Origin of the sequence: Kosakonia cowanii JCM 10956 = DSM 18146, assembly GCF_001975225.1 — a bacterium.
GTDB lineage: Bacteria > Pseudomonadota > Gammaproteobacteria > Enterobacterales > Enterobacteriaceae > Kosakonia > Kosakonia cowanii.
In genome coordinates, this window is the sequence record NZ_CP019445.1 from 1165459 (window position 1) to 1187870 (window position 22412).

The 22412-nt window shown below is 56.0% G+C and carries 21 protein-coding genes and 1 pseudogene; 5 read left to right on the forward strand and 17 right to left on the reverse strand.

Annotation, left to right across the window (positions count from 1 at the left end):
• Positions 1-586 precede the first annotated feature (586 nt).
• On the reverse strand, positions 587-1492 hold the full coding sequence (locus BWI95_RS05470; protein WP_054803740.1) for a LysR family transcriptional regulator: 906 nt from the start codon (positions 1490-1492) through the stop codon (positions 587-589).
• 136 nt (positions 1493-1628) lie between these two features.
• Here BWI95_RS05470 and BWI95_RS05475 point away from each other — a divergent pair, with 136 nt between their 5' ends.
• On the forward strand, positions 1629-2570 hold the full coding sequence (locus BWI95_RS05475) for an amidohydrolase family protein (RefSeq protein ID WP_054803741.1): 942 nt from the start codon (positions 1629-1631) through the stop codon (positions 2568-2570).
• Between the two features lie 438 nt (positions 2571-3008).
• A complete protein-coding gene (gene mutS, locus BWI95_RS05480; protein WP_076769132.1) occupies positions 3009-5570 on the forward strand; it encodes a DNA mismatch repair protein MutS in 2562 nt (853 codons plus the stop codon).
• A gap of 25 nt (positions 5571-5595) precedes the next feature.
• Here mutS and BWI95_RS05485 read toward each other — a convergent pair whose 3' ends face one another.
• On the reverse strand, positions 5596-6501 hold the full coding sequence (locus BWI95_RS05485; protein WP_054803743.1) for a LysR family transcriptional regulator: 906 nt from the start codon (positions 6499-6501) through the stop codon (positions 5596-5598).
• A gap of 108 nt (positions 6502-6609) precedes the next feature.
• Here BWI95_RS05485 and BWI95_RS05490 point away from each other — a divergent pair, with 108 nt between their 5' ends.
• A complete protein-coding gene (locus tag BWI95_RS05490; RefSeq protein WP_076769133.1) occupies positions 6610-7818 on the forward strand; it encodes an MFS transporter in 1209 nt (402 codons plus the stop codon).
• The gene (locus tag BWI95_RS05495) at positions 7815-8195 is read left to right on the forward strand and encodes a DUF4440 domain-containing protein (RefSeq protein ID WP_076769134.1); all 381 of its coding nucleotides are present in this window, start codon (positions 7815-7817) and stop codon (positions 8193-8195) included. Before BWI95_RS05490 ends, BWI95_RS05495 begins: the two co-directional genes overlap by 4 nt.
• A gap of 55 nt (positions 8196-8250) precedes the next feature.
• Here the strand turns inward: BWI95_RS05495 and rpoS are convergent.
• From rpoS to cysG, 13 genes and pseudogenes are all read right to left on the reverse strand, one after another.
• Positions 8251-9243 (reverse strand): annotated as a pseudogene (gene rpoS / locus BWI95_RS05500) (RNA polymerase sigma factor RpoS).
• Between the two features lie 126 nt (positions 9244-9369).
• Positions 9370-10458 (reverse strand): murein hydrolase activator NlpD, encoded by a 1089-nt coding sequence (gene nlpD, locus BWI95_RS05505; protein ID WP_232045220.1) that lies wholly within the window; start codon positions 10456-10458, stop codon positions 9370-9372.
• Positions 10459-10624: 166 nt separating this feature from the next.
• Complete coding sequence (locus BWI95_RS05510) at positions 10625-11251, reverse strand: protein-L-isoaspartate(D-aspartate) O-methyltransferase (protein WP_023481101.1); 627 nt, start codon at positions 11249-11251, stop codon at positions 10625-10627.
• On the reverse strand, positions 11245-12006 hold the full coding sequence (gene surE / locus BWI95_RS05515) for a 5'/3'-nucleotidase SurE (protein WP_054803745.1): 762 nt from the start codon (positions 12004-12006) through the stop codon (positions 11245-11247). The genes BWI95_RS05510 and surE overlap by 7 nt, the downstream gene beginning before the upstream one ends.
• Entirely contained in the window at positions 11987-13036 is a 1050-nt protein-coding gene (truD, locus tag BWI95_RS05520; protein ID WP_054803746.1) for a tRNA pseudouridine(13) synthase TruD, read from the reverse strand. Before truD ends, surE begins: the two co-directional genes overlap by 20 nt.
• On the reverse strand, positions 13033-13512 hold the full coding sequence (gene ispF / locus BWI95_RS05525; RefSeq protein WP_042713710.1) for a 2-C-methyl-D-erythritol 2,4-cyclodiphosphate synthase: 480 nt from the start codon (positions 13510-13512) through the stop codon (positions 13033-13035). The genes truD and ispF overlap by 4 nt, the downstream gene beginning before the upstream one ends.
• Positions 13512-14222: a 2-C-methyl-D-erythritol 4-phosphate cytidylyltransferase gene (gene ispD, locus BWI95_RS05530; RefSeq protein ID WP_076769136.1), complete on the reverse strand. Its 711-nt coding sequence runs from the start codon at positions 14220-14222 to the stop codon at positions 13512-13514. Before ispD ends, ispF begins: the two co-directional genes overlap by 1 nt.
• An 18-nt stretch (positions 14223-14240) precedes the next feature.
• Complete coding sequence (ftsB, locus tag BWI95_RS05535; RefSeq protein ID WP_023481120.1) at positions 14241-14579, reverse strand: cell division protein FtsB; 339 nt, start codon at positions 14577-14579, stop codon at positions 14241-14243.
• Between the two features lie 163 nt (positions 14580-14742).
• Positions 14743-15069 carry a DUF3561 family protein gene (locus BWI95_RS05540; protein WP_076769137.1) on the reverse strand — a complete coding sequence of 109 codons (327 nt, stop codon included), beginning with the start codon at positions 15067-15069 and terminating at the stop codon, positions 14743-14745.
• Positions 15070-15178: 109 nt separating this feature from the next.
• Positions 15179-15784, reverse strand: a complete 606-nt coding sequence (gene cysC / locus BWI95_RS05545; protein WP_076769138.1) for an adenylyl-sulfate kinase — start codon at positions 15782-15784, stop codon at positions 15179-15181.
• Positions 15784-17211: a sulfate adenylyltransferase subunit CysN gene (gene cysN / locus BWI95_RS05550; protein ID WP_054803747.1), complete on the reverse strand. Its 1428-nt coding sequence runs from the start codon at positions 17209-17211 to the stop codon at positions 15784-15786. The genes cysC and cysN overlap by 1 nt, the downstream gene beginning before the upstream one ends.
• 9 nt (positions 17212-17220) lie before the next feature.
• Entirely contained in the window at positions 17221-18129 is a 909-nt protein-coding gene (cysD, locus tag BWI95_RS05555; RefSeq protein ID WP_023481127.1) for a sulfate adenylyltransferase subunit CysD, read from the reverse strand.
• A 9-nt stretch (positions 18130-18138) separates the two neighbouring features.
• On the reverse strand, positions 18139-19545 hold the full coding sequence (gene cysG / locus BWI95_RS05560) for a siroheme synthase CysG (RefSeq protein WP_167552479.1): 1407 nt from the start codon (positions 19543-19545) through the stop codon (positions 18139-18141).
• A 245-nt stretch (positions 19546-19790) separates the two neighbouring features.
• Between cysG and BWI95_RS05565 the strand changes: the two genes are divergently transcribed.
• The gene (locus BWI95_RS05565; RefSeq protein WP_076769139.1) at positions 19791-20828 is read left to right on the forward strand and encodes an aminopeptidase; all 1038 of its coding nucleotides are present in this window, start codon (positions 19791-19793) and stop codon (positions 20826-20828) included.
• A gap of 76 nt (positions 20829-20904) precedes the next feature.
• Here BWI95_RS05565 and rlmM read toward each other — a convergent pair whose 3' ends face one another.
• On the reverse strand, positions 20905-22005 hold the full coding sequence (gene rlmM, locus BWI95_RS05570) for a 23S rRNA (cytidine(2498)-2'-O)-methyltransferase RlmM (RefSeq protein WP_054803749.1): 1101 nt from the start codon (positions 22003-22005) through the stop codon (positions 20905-20907).
• Positions 21998-22393, reverse strand: a complete 396-nt coding sequence (locus BWI95_RS05575) for a DUF423 domain-containing protein (RefSeq protein WP_023481135.1) — start codon at positions 22391-22393, stop codon at positions 21998-22000. Before BWI95_RS05575 ends, rlmM begins: the two co-directional genes overlap by 8 nt.
• Positions 22394-22412: the final 19 nt, after the last annotated feature.

Consider the following 22412-nt stretch of genomic DNA (forward strand, 5'->3'; position numbering starts at 1 on the left):
GTAAGTTTACGGATATACCATTCGAATGAAGGAACGGCACAGGTTATATCGGCTTACAGGGAAGAGAGTTTATAAATTGATCGTTAAAAACTGTCTAAATCCGACATTCAATAGGCACTAGCTATGGATAATTTAATATTGAAACACTATTCCTAACTATAAGTCTGCTTCTTCATTTTTTTTAACGTTAAGAGTCGGCGTTAGTTAAAATTGGTGACGGAGAGAAGACTTTCGTTTGCAAAAAATTCGTAAGTCACTGAAAATAAACAGCCAAAATCACATAATAAAAACAATGTAAAGCGTTAAGTTATTTCTTTCCGACCCGAAATAATAAAAGCGTAAATAATTTATTACGCATTTCATATTTTATAACTAAATTTTTTATACATTGTCACAATAGAAAACGCCTTTAATCAGCCGTTAATCAATAAATTATTTCATAACGATCATTAATATTGAATTGCATCACGCAGAATGGCACAACTAAAAATGAGAGGGCGCAGAATAATGCAGTCTTATTCCCGAGATCCCTTACTCCTTAAAAAGCAGGATTACAAAACAGAAACTTTAATAGCTTTTACATAACCTATGAATTTTCATTAAGAAAAGAAACATCCATATCTGACGCAATCCGTAAAAATGAATTCACCACGGGGTTGGATTCATTTTTTCTATAAAACAGTTCCATTGTCATTCGATCCGGAAAATCAATTATTTCACGGTATGTCATCCCGGCCATTTTGATATTGACTAATGTACATGGCAATAATGCCAGACCATATCCTGCAGCAGTTAACGTCAGAGTGGCTATTGTGTTTTTAGCCTGATGTGAGATTACAGGGGCCGCACCCAGCAATCGTTGTAAAATACTAATTTGTACACTATCGTTTCTTTCGTCGCTATATACGACAAATGCCTGATCTTTTAGCTGCTCACGTGAAATATATTTACTCGCCGCCAAAGGATGGTCTTTTCTCATCCCTACTACCCAGTGCCATGACATAAGCTTTTGTGCAACCAAATGCTCAGACAAATTATTATTAAAATCTGTCGCGAATGATATATCAAGTTCTTCATTTAGAATGGCTTTACAAATTTCCCACGGGGACATTTCTTCTAAATAAACTTCTACATCAGGATAATGTAAGCGGTATTGAAATAGATAATGCGACAACATGCCGCTAAGTGCTGCATTACCAACGTAGCCAATCCGGATCACGCCGATCAATCCTTTCCCTGCCCTTTGAGCCAGTTCTACAGCAGAGTCAGCCTGCCTTAGCGTTTTTATGGCTTCATGGTAAAACAATTCACCAGCTTTCGTTAAAGAGAGCCGCCGGCTGTTCCTGATTAATAAAGTGGTACCAATAAGTTCTTCAAGCGCCTGTATTTGTTTGGTTAATGCAGGCTGTACAATATGCAATCTCTCAGCCGCTTTACCAAAGTGTTTCTCTTCGACCAGCGCAACGTAATAGCGTAAGTGACGGAGTTCCATACCTTTTCTCCACATACCAAACGATTACTTAAAGTTATCGTTTGATAATATCAATCTATTTGAGTGATTAAAATGTCACTCTTAATCTATTTTCAGCACGCACTCTATTTTCCACCTGATGCAAAAGGTAAATATTATGACCTGTTCAAATCGTATTGATGTTCATCAGCATGTGGTCCCTCCTTTCTGGGCCGGTGAACTGACCAAACATGGCGGAGATCCATCCGGATGGAAAAGTCCAGCCTGGTCACCAGACGATGCTATTAACTTTATGGACGATAATCAGATCGCCACGGGAATTCTCTCGCTTACGGCCCCAAGTATTACTGGATGGCATGGTAAGGGCATGATTGATATGGCCAGAAAGGTTAATGAATATACTGCAGCTCTGGTGCAGAAAATGCCTGGGCGTTTTGGTAATTTTATAACCTTACCATTGCCTGATATTGATGCCTCGCTGTCTGAAATTAATTATGCCTATGAGCATTTGGATGCTGATGGTGTGGTGCTGATGACTAACTATCAGGGAATATATTTAGGAGACGAGCGTTTCAGCTCTGTATGGGATGAATTAAATCGTCGTTCTGCTGTTGTGTTTATCCACCCGGCCAAACCACCGATGGCATCAATACCTGGTATTCCCGGCCCGGTAATTGATTATCCGATGGACACCACCCGCACTGCGATACATATGGTTGTAAAAGGTGTAATGAAGCGTTGTCAAAACATCAACGTGATCCTTTCTCATGCGGGAGGATTTTTGCCTTACGCTTCATATCGATTTGCTGAGTTGTTACCCGGCCTGCACCCGACGCTCAGCAAAGATGAGATGCTCGGGGAGATGAAAAAATTTTACTTCGACACTGCGTTGTCCAGTAGTCACGTCGCTTTGAAAAGTCTGCTGGCTTTTGCAGAGCCGGGACATATCCTTTACGGTAGCGATTTTCCTTATGCGCCTGCGTCCGTCAGTACTTCATTCGCCCATCAGCTGGATAATTATGAAAGCTATACGGGGAATCAGTTAAGGGAAATTAATTATCTCAACGGGCTAAAACTCTTCCCCCGTTTAATGAAATAAATGGCTCACTGGCGCAAAATCCAGCGGCGGGGGAAACAATGGCGTGCTTATAACCTTTTAATAATCGCAACGCTTCGTTTGCTGCCTACCAAGGACTAATCCAGGCAGCCAATGTTGACCTCAGGGAGCCTCTCCCTCAGCGGGCTATATAACGGTAGAAAAAAGAGTTTACCCCGGCAGCGCTACAGGAGGGATGTAAACCACGATTTTCGCCGTTATCAGCTTTATCCTCATCATCTGGCTTTATCATTCCTGTCGCTTTCAATAACCGCTGCGCGCACGCTTGTTTTCCTGCCCCACAGAGTCCGTTATCATGCTCGCTACGCCTTCATGAACCGCGATGCAAATTCATGAGTTCCGGTGAGGAAAGTGATAAGCGATGAGAACAACAAACATCACTGACTCATTATTTTTCAAGAAGATGGACATCACTAACTGATGAGTACGACAGACAACCTCGACGCGCACACCCCAATGATGCAGCAGTACCTGAAGCTGAAAGCGCAGCATCCGGACATTCTGCTTTTCTATCGTATGGGCGACTTCTATGAACTCTTTTATGACGATGCGAAACGCGCGTCGCAGCTGATGGATATCTCTCTGACCAAACGCGGAGCCTCTGCCGGGGAGCCGATCCCGATGGCGGGCGTGCCGCATCATGCGGTGGAGAACTACCTGGCAAAACTGGTGAGCCTCGGCGAATCAGTGGCGATTTGCGAACAGATTGGCGATCCGGCCACCAGCAAAGGGCCGGTTGAGCGTAAGGTCGTACGCATCGTCACGCCGGGCACCATCAGCGATGAAGCACTGCTGCAGGAGCGCCAGGATAACCTGCTGGCTGCCATCTGGCAGGATAGCAAAGGGTTTGGTTATGCAACGCTGGATATTAGCTCCGGGCGTTTTCGCCTCAGCGAACCCGCCGACCGCGAAACCATGGCCGCTGAATTGCAACGCACCAACCCTGCTGAACTGCTCTATGCGGAAGATTTTGCGGAAACCGCGCTGATTGAAGGCCGCCGCGGTTTGCGCCGCCGCCCGCTGTGGGAGTTCGAAATCGACACCGCCCGCCAGCAGCTCAATATGCAGTTTGGCACCCGCGATTTGATTGGCTTTGGCGTTGAGAACGCCGCGCGTGGCCTGTGCGCCGCTGGCTGCCTGTTGCAGTACGTCAAAGATACGCAACGTACCGCCCTGCCCCATATTCGTTCTATTACTATGGAGCGTCAGCAGGACACCATTATTATGGATGCCGCGACGCGCCGTAATCTGGAGATCACCCAGAACCTCGCAGGCGGGATTGAAAGCACGCTGGCCTCGGTGCTCGACCGCACCGTCACGCCGATGGGCAGCCGCATGCTGAAACGCTGGCTGCACATGCCGGTGCGCGATACGAAAGTGCTGACCGAGCGTCAACAAACCATCAGCGCATTACAGGATCGCGCCGCCGAGCTGCAACCGGTGTTGCGCCAGGTGGGCGATCTGGAGCGTATTCTGGCACGTCTGGCGCTGCGTACCGCCCGCCCGCGTGACCTGGCGCGTATGCGCTACGCCTTCCAGCAACTGCCGGAGCTGCGCACGCAGCTGGCGGACGTCGACTGCGCACCAGTACAGGCGCTGCGTGAGAAGATGGGCGAGTTCAGCGAACTGCGCGAACTGCTTGAGCGCGCCATTATTGAAGCCCCGCCGGTGCTGGTACGCGACGGCGGCGTCATTGCTCCCGGCTACCATGCCGAACTGGATGAGTGGCGCAGCCTCGCCGATGGCGCGACGGATTATCTCGACCGGCTGGAGATCCGCGAGCGCGAGCGTCTTGGCCTCGACACCCTGAAAGTGGGCTATAACGCGGTGCACGGCTACTTTATTCAGATCAGCCGTGGGCAGAGCCACCTGGCACCGATCCACTATGTGCGCCGCCAGACGCTGAAAAACGCCGAGCGCTACATCATTCCTGAACTGAAAGAGTATGAAGACAAAGTCCTCACCTCGAAGGGGAAAGCGCTGGCGCTGGAAAAGCAGCTCTATGAAGAGCTGTTCGATCTGCTGATGCCGCACCTCGGCGACCTGCAACAGAGCGCCGCCGCGCTGGCGGAGCTGGATGTGCTGATCAACCTCGCCGAGCGTGCCGACACCCTGAACTACTGCTGCCCGACCTTCAGTGACAAACCGGGCATCCGCATCAGCGAAGGGCGTCACCCGGTGGTGGAGCAGGTGCTGAAAGAGCCGTTTATCGCCAACCCGCTGAACCTGTCGCCGCAGCGCCGGATGCTGATTATCACCGGCCCGAATATGGGCGGTAAAAGTACCTATATGCGCCAGACTGCGCTGATTACCCTGCTGGCCTATATCGGCAGCTATGTCCCGGCGCAAAAAGTCGAGATTGGCCCGATCGACCGCATCTTTACCCGCGTCGGCGCGGCGGACGATCTGGCAAGCGGGCGGTCGACCTTTATGGTTGAGATGACCGAAACCGCCAACATTCTGCATAACGCCACCGAGAACAGCCTGGTGCTGATGGATGAGATTGGCCGCGGGACATCGACCTATGACGGCCTGTCGCTGGCGTGGGCCTGTGCGGAGAATCTGGCGAATAAGATCAAAGCGCTGACGCTGTTTGCCACCCACTACTTTGAGCTGACGCAGCTGCCGGAGAAGATGGAGGGCGTGGCGAACGTGCATCTCGACGCGATTGAGCATGGCGATACCATCGCCTTTATGCACAGCGTGCAGGATGGCGCAGCGAGCAAAAGTTACGGCCTTGCGGTCGCGGCACTGGCGGGCGTGCCAAAAGAGGTGGTCAAGCGCGCGCGCGGCAAGCTGCGGGAGCTGGAGAGCCTCTCGCCGAGTGCAGCGGGCACACAAATTGACGGCACGCAGATGTCGCTGCTTGCTCCAGCGGAAGAGACCAACCCGGCGGTTGAAGCGCTGGAGAATCTCGATCCGGACAGCCTGACACCGCGTCAGGCGCTGGAGTGGATCTACCGCTTAAAAAACCTCGTCTAAAAAACGCTGCCGGATGGCGCTAATGTCATCCGGCAACCTCCTCCTGCGCCACCCACTGGCGCAAAAAATCGACCAGCGCGCGCACTTTGGCAGAGAGATGCTGCGTATCGGCATAGACTGCGTAAACGCCCTGCGGCGCAAACCGCCACTCCGGCAACAGATGCACCAGCCGCCCTTCAGCCAGCGCGCTTTGCACCAGCCACGCCGGCAGCAGCGCCACACCACAGCCAGCAAGGGCAAACGACATCAGCGCCTGCGCGCTGTCGGCGAAGATACGCGCGGGCTGCTTTATCTCCAGCGTTTCACCGCACCCTGCCGCATCAGTGACCTGCCAGCGCAGCGGGGAAGCGAGCCGCTCATGAATAATCCACGGCGCGTGCGCCAGGGCGTGCAGCGTCGTAATCGGGGGCTGGCTAAGCCACTGCGGCGCGGCAACAGGAAGAATATCGAAGCGTGAAATCAGTGCTGCGTGATAGCGGGAGTCCGCCAGTGTGCCGAGGCGAATAGCAACATCGAAACGCTCGCTAATCAGATCCGCGTGATGGGATGAAGAGACGTGGCGAATGCGCAGCGCCGGGTGACGCTCGCTGAAAGCCGCCAGCGCCGGGATCACCACCTGCGCGCCATACTCCGGCGTGGTGGTAATGCGCAGCTCGCCGCTCAGGCCAATATGGTTTGCCTGCACCTCATCCTGCAAGTTTTCGGCATCACGTAACAGTGCCACGCCGCGCTGGTAAAAGAGGCTCCCCGCCTCGGTGAGGGTTAAACGGCGGGTGGAGCGTAGCAGTAGCGCCACGCCCAGCGAATCCTCAAGCTGGCGGATATTAAAACTGATCACCGCCTTGGTCTGCCCGAGCGTTGCGGCCGCGGCGGTAAAACTGCCGGTGTCGACGACGGCGATAAACATGGCGACGCGTTGCAAATTGAGCATCGCTTCTCTCGTGATTGTCAAAACAGGTTTGACAGTATATCGCCACCCGCGCCGTTTATCCCCTTTCTGCCAGCGGCTACAGTAGCGCTCCGCACAGAAGGAGGAAAAATGAGGTATCGCAACAAAGTCGCGGTGGTCTATCTGCTGGGCTTTTTTCTCGACTTGATCAATATGTTTATCGCCAGCGTCGCCTTTCCGGCGATGGCAGAGAGCCTGCATGCATCGGTCTCCGCGCTGGCGTGGGTCAGCAATGGCTATATCGCCGGGTTGACGGTGGCGATCCTCTTCAGCGCCCTGCTGACGCGCTTTATCGGTGCACGGCGGCTCTTTATGCTGTCGCTGTTACTCTTCAGCGCGGCGGGGCTGGCGGCGGGTTTTGCCAGCTCACTGGGCAGCCTGATTGCCTGGCGCGTAGTGCAGGGGTTAGGCGGCGGGTTGCTGATCCCGGTCGGGCAAGCCCTTGCCTGGCAGCAGTTCAAACCTCATGAGCGGGCAAAAATCTCCTCTGCGGTGATGCTGGTGGCACTGCTCGCCCCCGCCTGTTCACCGGCTGTCGGTGGGCTGCTGGTGGAACTGCTCGGCTGGCGCTGGATCTTCTTCGTCACGCTGCCGCTGGCGCTGCTGACACTGCTGCTGGCCGGGTGCTGGCTGAAAGAGGAGGCAAAGCCCGCCGTGTCGCGTCGGCTGCTCGATCTCTCTTTGCTGAAGAATTCACTGCTGCGCTTCGCCATGCTTATCTACCTCTGCGTGCCGGGGATGTTTATTGGCGTCAGCGTGGTGGGGATGTTCTATTTGCAGCGCATGATGGGGCTCACGCCTGCGGTGACCGGTGCGTTAATGGTGCCGTGGTCGCTTGCCTCCGCACTGGCGATCTCCGTGACCGGCCGCTATTTCAATCGCCTCGGCCCGCGCCCGCTGGTGATGATCGGCGCTCTGCTACAGGCCGTGGGCATTGTGATGCTGCTGCTTGTTACCCCGTCGACGCCGCTGGCGATGCTTATCGTCAGCTTCGCGCTGATGGGCGCAGGCGGAAGCCTGTGCAGCAGCACCGCGCAGAGCTGTGCTTTTCTCACCATCGATAATCAGGCGATGCCGGATGCCAGCGCGCTGTGGAATCTTAACCGCCAATTGAGCTTTTTTATCGGTGCCACGTTGCTGGCATTTGTTCTTGGTCTGCTGCAACAGGTTATGCCGCCCCTTGCCGCTTATCGCGGGACATTTACCCTCGCTGCCATAATTACGCTTTTCCCGCTTTTGGGCGCGCTGCGCCTTGATAACCAATACACCCTGCAACAGCTAAAACAGGAGCAACCATGAATATTTATACTACGGAGATTATTGATGCCCACATCGCCATTGAAGCGTGGCTGGGCCGGGGCGAAGGCGACGGCGCGGCGCTGATGGCGCGCTTTAGTGACGCATTCACCATGATTACCCCAGGTGGAGCAACGCTTGATAAGCCTGCGCTGGTCAATTTTTTCCAGGCACAGCGCGCGGCGCGCACGGGGCTTAGCATTCGTGTGGATGATGTCGAATTGCTGGCAGAGTGGGAAAGTGGCGCGGTGCTGCGCTACCGTGAAACGCAGCAATTGCCGGATCAGTCGGCGCATCAGCGCTGGTCAACGGTGGTATTTGAGAAAGATGCCGGGAAGCTTATGTGGCGGCATCTGCATGAAACGGCGCTTGCCGGGTAGCAGAAAAGAAAAAAGGCCAGTCTTTACGACCGGCCTTTTTGACGAGAAAGGGTGTTTATTCGCGGAACAGCGCTTCGATATTCAGCCCTTGCGTTTGCAGAATTTCGCGCAAACGACGCAGACCTTCAACCTGAATCTGGCGAACACGTTCACGAGTGAGACCAATTTCACGGCCTACATCTTCGAGTGTCGCAGCCTCATAACCCAGCAGACCGAAACGACGTGCCAGCACTTCACGCTGTTTGGCGTTCAGTTCGAACAGCCATTTGACGATGCTCTGTTTCATATCATCGTCTTGCGTGGTGTCTTCCGGGCCGTTGTCTTTTTAATCGGCCAGGATGTCCAGCAGCGCTTTTTCAGAATCACCGCCCAGCGGCGTATCAACTGAGGTAATGCGCTCGTTGAGACGCAGCATACGGCTGACATCATCAACAGGTTTATCTAACTGTTCAGCAATCTCTTCTGCGCTCGGTTCGTGGTCCAGTTTATGGGACAACTCACGCGCGGTACGCAGATAGACGTTCAGCTCTTTGACGATGTGAATCGGCAGACGAATGGTGCGGGTTTGGTTCATGATAGCCCGCTCGATGGTCTGACGAATCCACCAGGTCGCGTAAGTTGAGAAACGGAACCCACGTTCAGGGTCAAATTTTTCAACGGCGCGGATCAGCCCCAGGTTGCCCTCTTCAATCAGATCCAGCAGAGCCAGACCACGATTGCTGTATCGACGGGCAATCTTCACCACCAGACGCAGGTTACTTTCGATCATGCGACGGCGGGAGGCAACATCACCTCGTAATGCACGGCGTGCAAAATAAACTTCTTCTTCGGCCGTCAAGAGCGGGGAGTACCCGATTTCCCCAAGATAGAGCTGAGTCGCGTCTAAAACACGCTGTGTTGCACCCTGCGATAACAGCTCTTCTTCAGCCAGGTCATTATCACTGGGTTCCTCTTCTACCAAGACTTTTTCGTCAAAAGCCTCTGTTCCGTTCTCATCAAATTCCGCGTCTTCATTTAGATCATGAACTTTCAGCGTATTCTGACTCATAAAGTGGCTCCTACCCGTGATCCCTGGGCAAAACACCTGACGCATTCTCATTTACCTCCGCTGCAGCGGCATTAGCGCTCACTGCAACGGAATAAGTGAGAATGACCTCACCTGCTTTGCACCGATTTATCGCTGCGGCAAATAACGCAGCGGGTTTACGGATTTCCCCTTGTAACGAATTTCAAAATGCAAGCGTGTAGAGCTGGTTCCGGTGCTACCCATAGTCGCTATTTTTTGCCCCGCCTTCACTTCTTGTTGTTCCCGGACCAGCATTGTGTCGTTATGGGCGTAGGCGCTCAGGTAATCATCGTTGTGTTTTATGATGATAAGATTACCGTAACCGCGCAGTGCGTTACCGGCATATACTACGCGTCCATCTGCGGTCGCGATGATAGCCTGTCCTTTACTGCCTGCGATATCGACACCCTTGTTACCACCCTCGGTGGCAGAGAAGTTGTCGATAACGTTGCCTTCAGTTGGCCAGCGCCAGGTTGAAATCGGCGAGCTGGTTGTTGTACTGCTGACAGTCGGTTCGGTTGTTGTACTAACGGATGGTGCCGTAACAGGCGCTGTGACAGGTGTCGCAGGCTTGTTGTTCGGCAACATTTTATTAGCACTTTGTTCACCTGAAGTCTCAGAATACGTAATTGTCGGTTTCGAAGCAACCACCGCGGTTGAATTTTGCGCAGTTTTTGAGACTATTCCTTGTTCCGATGCATCAGCCTGCGTTATTGCATTTCCGCCTGTGATAGGTGTACCAGATGCATTTCCTACCTGCAACGTCTGCCCGACGTTCAAACCATACGGCGCAGCCACATTGTTGCGCTGTGCAAGGTCACGGAAATCGTTGCCGGTGATCCAGGCAATATAGAAGAGGGTATCGCCCCGTTTTACGGTATAGGTGCTGCCGCCGGTGTAGCTCCCTTTCGGGATATTGCCGTATTTGCGGTTATAGACAATGTGACCATCTACCGTCTGTACCGGCTGCGCCTGGACAGGTTGAGACTGCATTGGCTGCACCGGCTGTACCGGTTGAACAGGCTGTACCGGTTGAACTTGCTGCATTTGCGGCTGCTGTGCGTTAGTGCTCATGGCAGGCGGCGGCGTAATGAGCATGCCGGAGTTGTCGCTGCCGCTGGCGCTTCCGCCTACGGAACTGACCGGTGCCGGAGTATTGTTGGAATTTGAACACCCTGCCAGCCAAAGCGAAACCAGTGACAATGCCGCGACACGGCGTACGGTGAATTTCGGGCTTCCCGCGCTCATTTTTCCCCCAATATTATGTAAATTACCAATGACTTAAAGATAACCGCGAAGCTCGACGGCAAATTTGCCCACAATACGCTGTTATGGCCCGAAATACCCAGGATAAATCTGTAACTCAGGCCAGTTCACCGCGTACAAGCGGAACAAAGCGCACGGCTTCAACGGTATCGATAATAAATTCGCTTCCCCGCCGACGAACCCGCTTCAACTGCTGGAGTTCGTCGCCCACGGGCAAAACGAGAATGCCGCCGTCATCCAGCTGCGACATCAGCGCGGCGGGAATTTCAGGCGGAGCGGCTGTCACAATAATAGCGTCAAATGGCGCGCGTGCTTGCCATCCTTGCCAGCCATCACCGTGACGCGTGGAGACATTGTGCAGATCGAGCTGCTTGAGGCGGCGACGCGCCTGCCACTGCAGCCCTTTAATCCGCTCAACGGAGCAGACATGGTGCACCAGATGCGCGAGGATCGCCGTCTGGTAACCGGAACCGGTGCCAATCTCCAGTACGCGCGAATCGGGCGTCAGCTCAAGCAGCTCCGTCATGCGCGCGACCATATAGGGTTGGGAGATGGTTTGCCCCTGACCAATGGGCAGCGCGACGTTTTCCCACGCTTTGTGTTCAAACGCCTCGTCGATAAATTTCTCGCGCGGCACCCGCGACAGCGCCTCAAGCACCTGTTCATCTTTGATGCCCTGCGCGCGTAGCTGATTGAGAAGATCCTGGATGCGTTTGCTTACCATTGCGTATTCACCCCGGCGCGTTCCAACCAACCTGATACCACCTCTTGTGCACTGTAGGCGGTCAAATCTACGTGCAGCGGCGTAACGGAAACATAGCCCTCATCAACGGCGGCGAAGTCGGTATCGGGACCGGCATCGCACTTCTCCCCCGGCGGGCCAATCCAGTAGAGAGTGTTGCCGCGCGGATCCTGCTGCGGGATCACCTGGTCAGCGGGATGGCGGCTGCCGCAGCGCGTCACACGAATGCCTTTGATTTCACTCAGCGGCAGATCCGGGACATTGATATTCAAAATGCGCCCGGTGCGCAGCGGCTCGCGGCTCAGCCCACGCAGGATGGCGCAGGTGACCGCAGCGGCGGTTTCATAGTGGGTGTGACCATTAAGAGAGACGGCTAACGCCGGAAAGCCGAGGTGGCGGCCCTCCATCGCGGCAGCAACGGTACCGGAGTAAATAACATCATCGCCGAGGTTCGGCCCGGCGTTGATGCCTGAAACCACCACATCCGGGCGCGGGCGCATTAATGCGTTCACGCCGAGAAAGACGCAGTCCGTCGGCGTGCCCATCTGCACGGCGATGTCGCCGTTATCGAAGGTAAAAGTACGAAGCGAAGATTCGAGCGTCAGCGAATTAGACGCACCGCTGCGGTTACGATCGGGAGCCACGACCTGAACGTCGGCAAACTCCCTAAGAGCACGGGCCAGCGTCTGGATACCCGGCGCGTGGATCCCGTCATCGTTACTCAGCAATATTCGCATAATCACCCGATGTGTTGATAAGTTCCCTGACCACACTGGTGGCAAAACTCCCCGCCGGTAGCCAGAAACGTACCTCGACGGTGGCGTCATCCCACCAGTTCCAGCTGAGCGCCTGCGGATAGAGCAACATCGCACGGCGCGCAGCGTCCACTTTTTCTCTCACCAGCAGCGTCTGTAACTCTGGCGCGTCAGCAACTGCCTGCTGCTCAAACTCCAGCGCCGCGTCCTGTGTTCCCCACTCGCCGCGGCCCGGCAGCGGCGCGGTAATCATCAGCGCTTTCGCATCGACCCGCGCCTGTAACTCGTCGCGCTCCTCATTGGTCGCCACGAACCAGCTGCCGCGACCCGCTAATTGTAGCGCATCGCCGACAACAACCTGATTGAAGTCTGGTTTCTTCAGCCGCTCGCTGACCACCTGATTAAACAACGCGCTGCGCGCGGCGGACAACCAAAAACTGCGTTTGTTACGATCGCGAACCGGCGCGTCGCTTTGCGCCCAGCGCAGCGCGCCCTGCAGGTTGCTGCCGCCAATGCCAAAACGCTGTGCGCCAAAATAGTTGGGTACGCCCTGTTCCGCGATAGCCTTTAAACGTGATTCAACCTCTGAGCGGTCGCTTACTTCACGCAGCACCAGCGTAAAGGCGTTGCCTTTCAGCGCGCCGAGACGCAGTTTGCGCTTATGGCGGGCATACTCCAGCACGTTGCAGCCTTCGAGCGTGAACTGGCTGAGATCCGGCATACCATTACCCGGTACGCGGGCACAAAGCCACTGTTCCGTTACGGCATGCTTATCTTTTTGACCGGCGAAGCTCACTTCACGCACATGAATTTTAAGGAATTTCGCTAAAGCGTCAGCAACAAAACGCGTATTGCAGCCATTTTTCAGAATTCGTACCAGAATATGCTCACCTTCGCCGTCTGGCTCGAAGCCCAGATCCTCCACCACGACGAAATCCTCCGGGCTGGCCTTCAGGATGCCACTGCCGCCAGGTTTGCCGTGCAGGAAGGTGAGATTATCAAATTCCGTCATTTCGCCGCCTTCACTAACAGCGCCACCGCTTCACAGGCAATGCCTTCGCCGCGCCCGGTGAAACCGAGCTTCTCGGTTGTGGTGGCTTTGACGTTGACGTCATCCATATGGCAACCGAGATCTTCGGCGATAAAGACGCGCATCTGCGGAATATGCGGCAACATCTTCGGTGCCTGGGCGATGATGGTCACATCCACGTTGCCAAGCGTATAGCCTTTGGCCTGAATGCGTCGCCAGGCTTCGCGCAGCAGCTCGCGGCTGTCCGCGCCTTTAAAAGCCGGGTCGGTATCCGGGAAGAGCTTACCAATATCCCCCAGCGCCGCCGCACCGAGAAGCGCATCGGTTAACGCATGCAGGGCGACATCGCCGTCGGAGTGCGCCAGCAGCCCCTGTTCATAGGGAATGCGCACGCCGCCAATAATAATCGGGCCAGCGCCGCCAAAGGCGTGTACGTCAAAACCGTGTCCAATGCGCATTATGCTTTCTCCTGAAGGTCTGCATGGGTCAGATAAAATTCTGCGAGTCGTAAATCTTCGGGTCGGGTCACTTTAATATTATCCGCACGCCCGGCGACCAGCTCGGGATGATAGCCGCAATACTCCAGCGCCGAGGCTTCATCGGTGATGGTTGCGCCTTCATCTAACGCGCGGGTTAAGCAGTCGTGGAGTAACGCATGCGGGAAAAACTGCGGCGTCAGGGCGTGCCAGAGATCATTGCGCTCAACGGTATGAGCGATAGCGGTTTTGCCCGGCTCGGCGCGTTTCATGGTGTCACGCACCGGCGCGGCGAGGATGCCCCCGACCCGGCTGGTCTCACGCAGGGCGAGAAGTCGGTTGAGATCGTCCTGGTGCAGGCAGGGGCGTGCGGCGTCATGCACCAGCACCCACTGCGCACCGGCAGCGGCTTTCAGCCCGGCCAGCACCGAATCGGCACGTTCCGCACCGCCGTTTACCACCGTAATCTGCGGATGGTTGGCCAGAGGAAGCTGCGCGAAGCGTTCATCGCCCGCGCTGACGGCAATAATCACCCGGCTGACGCACGGGTGGGCGAGCAGCGCGGCGACCGCGTGCTCAAGGATGGTTTTATCGCCGATGGAGAGATACTGCTTTGGACATTCCGTTTGCATGCGGCGGCCGAATCCGGCGGCCGGCACCACGGCACAGACGTCCGGAATGAGTGTTGCCATTCGTTAACCCGGGACTGTTTATGGTCTAGTTTGCGTATTCTGCGTGTTTTGTGTGTTCTGCGCTGAGCCTGCCGCGCGCTTTGACGCGTCCGGCACCAGACGATAGAAGGTTTCGCCCGGTTTCGTCATGGTCAGCTCATTACGAGCACGCTCCTCGATCGCTTCCTGGCCGCCATTGAGATCGTCAATTTCGGCAAACAGCTGATCGTTGCGCGCTTTTAGTTTTGCGTTTGTCGCCTGCTGAGCCGCCACATCTTCGCTGACGCGGCCGTAGTCGTGCAGACCATTTTTGCCGAACCACAGCGAGTATTGCAGCCAGACCAGCAAAGCCAGCAAAAGCAGCGTTAATTTACCCATCCTGCCCCCTGAAAAACGGCATCATCATCCCATAACTTTTCGTCAGACTCCACTTCGGGGCCGGGTGATACCGCGCAAGCGCCAGACTTTATCATAAATGTTGAGCAATCCGAACCCGGACACATTGCCTTAACAGGCGTTACACCTTGAAGTATGGCGCGCCTTAGCCCACCAGCCAGAGGAAAAGGAGGCCAAACATTGCCGCCACGCTGAGCAGCGTCGCCATACAGCTGTAACGCAGCCTACCATCAAGCAGCGAATGCAAGGCAATTCCCACCACCACCGAGACCGGCATCAGGGCGAGAAAAAAGGGCCAGGTATAGAGAAGAAAAAAGAGCGTGTTGGAGCCGTATAAAAGAAAAGGGATTGCCAGCGCCAGCAGCCATGCGACAAAGCCCACGATGGCACCCGGAAGCGACCATGTGGGTTCGTCGGCGGTCGGGGGAAGAGACGATGACCGCGGGAGGGTAATGTTGTGACTGTTACGCATATCTGATCCTGTTGCCTGCACGACCGGTAAACGCGATACACACCTGTTCAGACGGCGCGAAAAGCAAACTCGCTAAAGCCTGAAGAGTGGGTGTATCGCCAGTACCGTCTCAGGATCTGATAATATCTCCCTGCCGCAGCAGGTCTAATAATTGGCTGACCAAATTTGTTACCAATTGTTCGCCATCGAGGTGCACTTCCGGCGCTTCTGGCGCCTCATACACCGAATCAATGCCGGTGAAATTACGCAGCTCACCGGCGCGGGCTTTCTTGTATAACCCTTTCGGATCGCGCGCTTCGCAAATCGCTAGTGGCGTATCGACAAACACCTCGATAAAGCGTCCAGCGCCGAGGCGTTCACGCACCATCTGCCGCTCGGCGCGATGGGGCGAAATAAAGGCGGTCAACACCACCAGCCCCGATTCGACCATCAGCTTCGCCACTTCGCCGACCCGGCGAATGTTCTCTTTACGATCCGCATCGCTAAAGCCTAAATCGCTGCACAAGCCGTGACGCACGTTATCGCCATCGAGCAGATAGGTGCTGACGCCCGCGCGGTGCAGCGCCTCTTCCAGCGCCCCCGCGACGGTCGATTTACCGGAGCCGGAAAGCCCGGTAAACCAGAGCACAACCCCACGGTGACCGTGAAGCTGTTCGCGCTGCTGCGGCGTTACCGGATGGGCATGCCAGACGACGTTTTCGTCATGCTGCGCCATTACTTGCCTCCCAGCAGATCGCGCGCGCCCCAGTGCGGGAAGTGTTTACGCACCAGCTGGTTCAGCTCCAGCTCAAAGGCGCTGAACTCCGACGGCACAACCTGCGCATCGGTGTGTACTTCACGCACCATGCCGGCGCCAACGGTGACGTTGCTCAGGCGATCGATAAAGATCATTCCGCCGGTCACCGGGTTCTGCTGATAAGGGTCGAGGGTCAGCGGCTCATCAAAGGTGACGTCGACCAGCCCGATACCGTTCAGCGGCAGATTTTCCACTTCGCGCTGGGTCAGGTTGTTGATATCCACCTGGTACTGCACGGCGTCGATGCGCGCGCGGGTTTTCTTACCTGCCACTTTGACCTCAAAACTCTGGCCCGCCTGCAACGGCTGCTCCGCCATCCACACCACATCCAGCGAGGCGCGTTGAACCGATGGCAGTGTTTCCTGCGCGTCGAGGATCAGATCGCCGCGGCTGATATCAATCTCATCTTTCAGCACGAGGGTGATCGCTTCGCCCGCGCCCGCTTCCTGCAGATCGCCATCAAAGGTGACGATACGTGCGATGGTTGACTCCACACCCGACGGCAGCACTTTGATGCGCTGCCCGACCTTGACCACGCCGGAGGCCAGCGTGCCGGAGAAACCGCGAAAATCGAGGTTCGGACGGTTAACATACTGCACCGGGAAGCGCATCGGCTGGCTCTCTACCACGCGTTTGATTTCAACGGTTTCGAGCATCTCCAGCAGCGTCGGGCCGCTGTACCACGTCATCTTGTCACTCTGGCTGGCAACGTTGTCGCCCTCCAGCGCCGAGAGCGGCACAAAGCGAATATCGAGATCGCCCGGCAACTGTTCGGCAAAGGTGAGGTAATCCTGGCGAATAGAATCGAAGGTCGCTTCGCTGAACTCCACCAGATCCATCTTGTTCACCGCCACCACCAGGTTTTTTATGCCAAGCAGCGTGGAGATAAAGCTGTGGCGGCGGGTCTGATCCAGCACGCCTTTGCGCGCATCGATCAGCAGGATCGCCAGATCGCAGGTGGAGGCACCGGTCGCCATATTGCGGGTGTACTGCTCATGCCCCGGCGTGTCGGCAATAATAAATTTGCGCTTCTCGGTGGAGAAGTAACGATACGCCACGTCAATGGTAATGCCCTGCTCGCGCTCGGCCTGCAGGCCATCCACCAGCAGCGCAAGATCGAGTTTCTCGCCCTGGGTGCCGTGGCGTTTGCTGTCATTGTGCAGCGTTGAGAGCTGATCTTCGTAGATCTGGCGAGTGTCGTGCAGCAGGCGGCCGATCAGCGTGCTCTTGCCGTCATCGACGCTGCCGCAGGTGAGAAAACGCAGCAGGCTTTTGTGTTGCTGGGCATGCAGGTACGCTTCGACGCCGCCTTCATCCGCAATTTGTTGTGCAATAGTGGTGTTCATGGCGGCTCCTTAGAAATAACCCTGGCGTTTTTTCAGCTCCATCGAGCCGGCCTGGTCGCGGTCGATCACGCGTCCCTGACGCTCGCTGGTGGTTGAGATCAGCATCTCTTCGATGATCTCCGGCAGCGTCTGCGCGTGGGACTCCACCGCGCCGGTCAGCGGCCAGCAGCCGAGGGTACGGAAACGCACCATGCGTTTTTCAATCACTTCGCCCGGCTGCAAATCGATACGGTCATCGTCGATCATCATCAGCATGCCGTCGCGCTCCAGTACCGGTCGCTCGGCGGCCAGATAGAGCGGCACGATCTCAATATTTTCCAGGAAGATGTACTGCCAGATATCCAGCTCGGTCCAGTTGGAGAGCGGGAAAACGCGGATGCTTTCGCCTTTGTTGATCTGGCCGTTGTAGTTATGCCACAGCTCCGGACGCTGGTTTTTCGGGTCCCAGCGGTGAAAACGGTCGCGGAAGGAGTAGATACGCTCTTTGGCGCGCGACTTCTCTTCGTCACGGCGCGCGCCGCCAAATGCGGCGTCAAAACCATATTTGTTCAGCGCCTGCTTCAGTCCTTCGGTTTTCATAATGTCGGTGTGTTTCGCGCTGCCGTGCACGAACGGGTTAATACCCATCGCCACCCCTTCCGGGTTTTTATGCACCAGCAGCTCACAGCCGTAGGCTTTGGCGGTACGGTCGCGGAATTCATACATCTCGCGGAATTTCCAGCCGGTATCGACATGCAGCAGCGGAAACGGCAGCGTGCCCGGATAGAAGGCCTTACGCGCCAGATGCAGCATCACGCTGGAGTCTTTGCCGATGGAGTACATCATCACCGGATTGGCAAACTCGGCGGCCACTTCGCGAATGATATGGATGCTTTCCGCCTCCAGTTGTCGCAGGTGAGTGAGTCGTTTTTCGTCCATATCCCTTCCTTAAGCCAGATTAATCACGGAAGCGTCAAACGCCGCCGTGGCTGTCGTTTGCTGGAACCAGGCCAGTTCGCGATGAAGCGCAACCACTTCACCCACCACTAACAGGGCGGGCATCGGCGCGCCTGTAGCCAGTTCCTCAAGTTGTTCTAATGTGCCGGTAGTAATTTGTTGATCGGCACGCGTGCCGCGGGAGATCACCGCCACCGGCGTGGTGCGCTCACGCCCGTGGGCAATCAGCTGTGCGCTGATCTCGGCCGCTTTCATGGTGCCCATATAGATCGCCAGCGTCTGGCGGCTTTGCGCCAGCTGCGACCAGTCGAACGGCGCGCTGTCGGCTTTGTAGTGGCCGGTCACGAAGGTGACGCTCTGGGCGAAATCCCGGTGCGTCAGCGGAATACCGGCATACGCCGTCGCGCCCGATGCCGCAGTGACGCCCGGCACCACCTGGAACGGAATGCCCGCTTCAGCCGCCGCCTGTAGCTCTTCGCCACCGCGACCAAAGATAAAGGGATCGCCGCCTTTCAGGCGCACCACGGTTTTCCCCTCCTGCGCCGCTTCTACAAGCATGCGATTGGTTTCGTGCTGCGGCACCGCATGCACGCCCGCCCGTTTACCAACGCAGATCTTCTCCGCGTCGCGGCGGGTTAACTCCAGCACCGCATCGCTCACCAGATGGTCGTAAAAGACCACATCGGCCTGCTGCATCACCTGCAAACCGCGCAGGGTGAGCAAGCCCGCATCGCCCGGCCCGGCACCGACGAGAATGATCTCGCCGCTGGCCGACCCCGGCTGTTGTAACTCTGCTTCCAGCGCCCGCTCAGCCGCAGGCTCATCGCCTGCCGCCATCAGGCTGGCAAAACGCCCGCGAAAGGCGCTCTCCCAGAAGCGACGGCGATCGTCGGTGGTGCGGCGAAACGCTTTGATGCGCGTGCGCCAGCGCCCGGCCACAGCCGCCATCCGCCCGAGATTACCCGGCAGCAGCGCCTCAATCTTTTCACGCAGCAGACGCGCCAGCACCGGTGCATTGCCGCCGGAGGAGATAGCGACGATCAGCGGCGAACGGTCAACAATAGAGGGGAAAATAAAGGAGCAGAGCGGCTGATCGTCCACCACGTTAACCAGCCGATGGCGCGCGTTGGCGGCGTCAAATACCCGGCGGTTGAGGGCTGCATCGTTGGTAGCCGCAATCACCAGAAACACCGCATCAAGCTGCGACTCATCAAACTCCGTAGCTATCCAGTGAACGGCCTGCTCATCGGCAAGCTGTTGCAGTTGCGGATCGAGTCGTCTGGCCACTATCTGTACGTGCGCGCCCGCACGGCGCAAAAAGGTGATTTTGCGCGCGGCAATTTCACCGCCGCCAATCACTAAAACAGGGCGGTCTTTTACAGCAGCAAACAGAGGCAGGTAATCCACAACGTTGTAACTCACTCACAGCCAGCAATAGGGGGACTATAGGGGGCGCGTTAGAACGAATGAAATTACGAATTGGAATGAGTAGTTCCGCAAAAGAATAAAGGCCTGGGAAAGCTCATACCAAAAAGTGCTTAAGGTGAGATTTTTCGCATGGTTAACGACAAATGAAATTGTGCAAACTCCGTCACAGTTTCATACTAAGCCCGTTTAAAATCTTGCTGCATAAAGGACTCACTATGTTTTCCGCATTGCGCCTCCGTACCGCTGCCCTGGCGCTCGGCGTATGCTTTATCCTTCCGGTTGCTGCCCGCTCTTCCCAACCCGGTGACATGGCAAATGAACAGGCGCGACATATCGCCAGCCTCTTTCCCGGCCGCATGACCGGCACGCCAGCCGAAATGCTCAGCGCGGACTATCTCCAGCAGCAGTTTTCCCAGATGGGTTATCAGAGCGATATCCGTAAGTTCAAAACCCGCTACCGCTACAGCACCAAAGATAATCAGCAGAGCTGGCAGAATGTGACCGGCAGTTCGGTGATCGCCGCCCATGAAGGGCGCGTGCCACAGCAGATTATCGTGATGGCGCATCTTGATACCTACGCGCCGCAAAGCGATGCCGATGTTGACAACAACCTGGGTGGCTTAACGTTGCAGGGCATTGATGACAATGCCGCGGCGCTTGGCGTCATGCTTGAGCTGGCGCAGGCGCTGAAAACGACGCCGACGGAGTACACCGTGCGCTTTGTCGCCACCAGCGGCGAAGAGGAGGGCCAGCTTGGCGCGAAGAGCTTTCTCGATCGCATGAGCGAGAAAGAGCGCAAAAACACCCTGCTGGTGATTAACCTCAATAACCTGATCGTCGGCGACAAACTCTATTTTACCAGCGGGAAAAATACCCCGGCCTCGGTGCGCAAACTGACGCGCGACCGCGCGCTGGCGATTGCCCGCTCGCACGGCATTCAGGCGTTAAGCGCCCCGGCGGGCGCGGAGAAGCGCAGCGCCTGCTGCCATGACGCACAGGTGTTTGATAATGCGATGATCCCGGTGCTGTCGGTGGAAGCCGCCAACTGGTCTCTGGGGAATAAAGATGGCGCTCAGCAGCGGGCAAAGTCGAAGGCGTTTCCGGATGGCGTGAGCTATCACCGCGCGCGGCTTGATAACCAGATCTATATCGATAAAGCGCTGCCGGGGCGAATTGAACACCGCAGCCGCGATGTGATGCGGATTATGCTGCCGCTGGTCAAAGAGTTAGCCAGGACGGGAAATAAAAAATAAGCCAGCAGGTTGTAGTTGCAGGCTATCTGAACAGGAGCAGTACGCAAGGGTCTGAGCACCGCTCCGTTTAGAAGAATTAACGCTCGTCCCTGCGTCCACCCACTGCCGCCCACATTCTGCGAATATGAACCGTCACCTCTTCACGATCGTGATAGAGCTGACGCGCCTGGATCTGCGCGGCGATGCCGTGCTCATCCAGCTGCTGCTGGATATAGGCGAGATTGTTGGAGACCTCTTCATAGCGCTTCTTCATCGGCAGCTTGAGGTTAAAGATGGTTTCACGACACCACCCTTCTGTTAACCACTGCGCCATCAGCGCCGCCACTTTAGCTGGTTTTTCAACCATATCGCACACCATCCAGGAGATGTTGCTGCGCGTCGGGCGATAGCGGAAACCATCTTCGCGCAGCCAGGTCACCTGGCCGGTATCCATCAGGCTCTGCGCCATCGGGCCGTTATCCACGGACGAGACCCACATGTTGCGCTTCACCAGTTGGTAGGTCCAGCCGCCAGGGCAGGCCCCAAGGTCAACGGCGTACATGCCGTTCGCCAGGCGTTCATCCCACTCATCGGCAGGAATAAAGACGTGAAACGCCTCTTCCAGCTTCAGCGTCGAGCGGCTCGGCGCATCGGACGGGAACTTCAGGCGCGGAATGCCCATATAGAAAGGCGAGTTGTTATAAGAGTAGGAGTAGCCGGTGTAGCAGCAGCCTGGTGCAATAAAGAAGATATGCACCACCGGGCGGCTCGCCGAGTCGCTGCGCGCGAGGATGCCCGCTTCACGCAGCGCACCGCGCAGCGGGACGGTGAACTTACGGCAGAACTTCATCAGCTCTTTGCTTTCGTTAGTGTCGGCCACTTCAACGCGCAGATCGCCGCCCTTCTCCACCACGCCCTGCAGCATGCCGACGATCGGCGTAATGCGATCATCCGGCGGCAGGTCGCGCAGCAGTTCCCCGACGACAAACATCTGGCGGGCAAAAATCAGCGAGCTGAACGGCAGCTCGCGCGCCAGTTTGTCGGCATCTTCTTGCTGATAGCACTCAAAAATGACATAGCCCGCGTTCTCTTTCACGCGAGCGAAACCGAACACGTTCTGACGTCCGGCTTTATCGGTAATTTCGGCTGCACACTCTTTCTCAAAACCCGGGCGGCACAGCAATACCACTTTATTCATGAACAACGCCCCTACGTTTCAGACGAATTGCGCCAATTAACATTAATGCCCAGCCGATTAAGAAGCAGACGCCGCCGACCGGGGTAACAAACGCCCACAGGCGTAAATGGGAGAGCGCGAGGCAATAGAGGCTACCGCTGAACAGCACGGTGCCGAGCGCCAGGAACACGCTGCTCCAGTAAAACCAGATGCTGATGCGGCGCTGCATCGCCACCGCAAGACCGAACACCGCTAAGGTGTGGAACGCCTGATACTCAAGGCCGGTCTGGATCCAGCTCATCTCGGTGACGCCGAGTGACTTGCTTAACACGTGCGCGCCGAATGCGCCCAACGCGACAAAGATAAAACCGCTTATTGCGGCGAAAATCAGCATAAACCGGCTGGTCATGTTACTTCCCCAAGAGTCA

What these genes read in the sequence shown, in the direction of transcription:
- ispD (WP_076769136.1), bottom strand. Translation starts at nt 14,222, where the DNA reads ATGGCAACACTCATTCCGGACGTCTGTGCCGTGGTGCCGGCCGCCGGA.
- BWI95_RS05485 (WP_054803743.1), bottom strand. Translation starts at nt 6,501, where the DNA reads ATGCTCAATTTGCAACGCGTCGCCATGTTTATCGCCGTCGTCGACACC.
- BWI95_RS05495 (WP_076769134.1), top strand. Translation starts at nt 7,815, where the DNA reads ATGAATATTTATACTACGGAGATTATTGATGCCCACATCGCCATTGAA.
- mutS (WP_076769132.1), top strand. Translation starts at nt 3,009, where the DNA reads ATGAGTACGACAGACAACCTCGACGCGCACACCCCAATGATGCAGCAG.
- BWI95_RS05470 (WP_054803740.1), bottom strand. Translation starts at nt 1,492, where the DNA reads ATGGAACTCCGTCACTTACGCTATTACGTTGCGCTGGTCGAAGAGAAA.
- truD (WP_054803746.1), bottom strand. Translation starts at nt 13,036, where the DNA reads ATGACGGAATTTGATAATCTCACCTTCCTGCACGGCAAACCTGGCGGC.
- BWI95_RS05510 (WP_023481101.1), bottom strand. Translation starts at nt 11,251, where the DNA reads ATGGTAAGCAAACGCATCCAGGATCTTCTCAATCAGCTACGCGCGCAG.
- BWI95_RS05540 (WP_076769137.1), bottom strand. Translation starts at nt 15,069, where the DNA reads ATGCGTAACAGTCACAACATTACCCTCCCGCGGTCATCGTCTCTTCCC.
- BWI95_RS05575 (WP_023481135.1), bottom strand. Translation starts at nt 22,393, where the DNA reads ATGACCAGCCGGTTTATGCTGATTTTCGCCGCAATAAGCGGTTTTATC.
- rlmM (WP_054803749.1), bottom strand. Translation starts at nt 22,005, where the DNA reads ATGAATAAAGTGGTATTGCTGTGCCGCCCGGGTTTTGAGAAAGAGTGT.
- BWI95_RS05490 (WP_076769133.1), top strand. Translation starts at nt 6,610, where the DNA reads ATGAGGTATCGCAACAAAGTCGCGGTGGTCTATCTGCTGGGCTTTTTT.
- BWI95_RS05565 (WP_076769139.1), top strand. Translation starts at nt 19,791, where the DNA reads ATGTTTTCCGCATTGCGCCTCCGTACCGCTGCCCTGGCGCTCGGCGTA.
- BWI95_RS05475 (WP_054803741.1), top strand. Translation starts at nt 1,629, where the DNA reads ATGACCTGTTCAAATCGTATTGATGTTCATCAGCATGTGGTCCCTCCT.
- cysN (WP_054803747.1), bottom strand. Translation starts at nt 17,211, where the DNA reads ATGAACACCACTATTGCACAACAAATTGCGGATGAAGGCGGCGTCGAA.
- ftsB (WP_023481120.1), bottom strand. Translation starts at nt 14,579, where the DNA reads ATGGGTAAATTAACGCTGCTTTTGCTGGCTTTGCTGGTCTGGCTGCAA.
- cysC (WP_076769138.1), bottom strand. Translation starts at nt 15,784, where the DNA reads ATGGCGCAGCATGACGAAAACGTCGTCTGGCATGCCCATCCGGTAACG.
- surE (WP_054803745.1), bottom strand. Translation starts at nt 12,006, where the DNA reads ATGCGAATATTGCTGAGTAACGATGACGGGATCCACGCGCCGGGTATC.
- cysD (WP_023481127.1), bottom strand. Translation starts at nt 18,129, where the DNA reads ATGGACGAAAAACGACTCACTCACCTGCGACAACTGGAGGCGGAAAGC.
- ispF (WP_042713710.1), bottom strand. Translation starts at nt 13,512, where the DNA reads ATGCGCATTGGACACGGTTTTGACGTACACGCCTTTGGCGGCGCTGGC.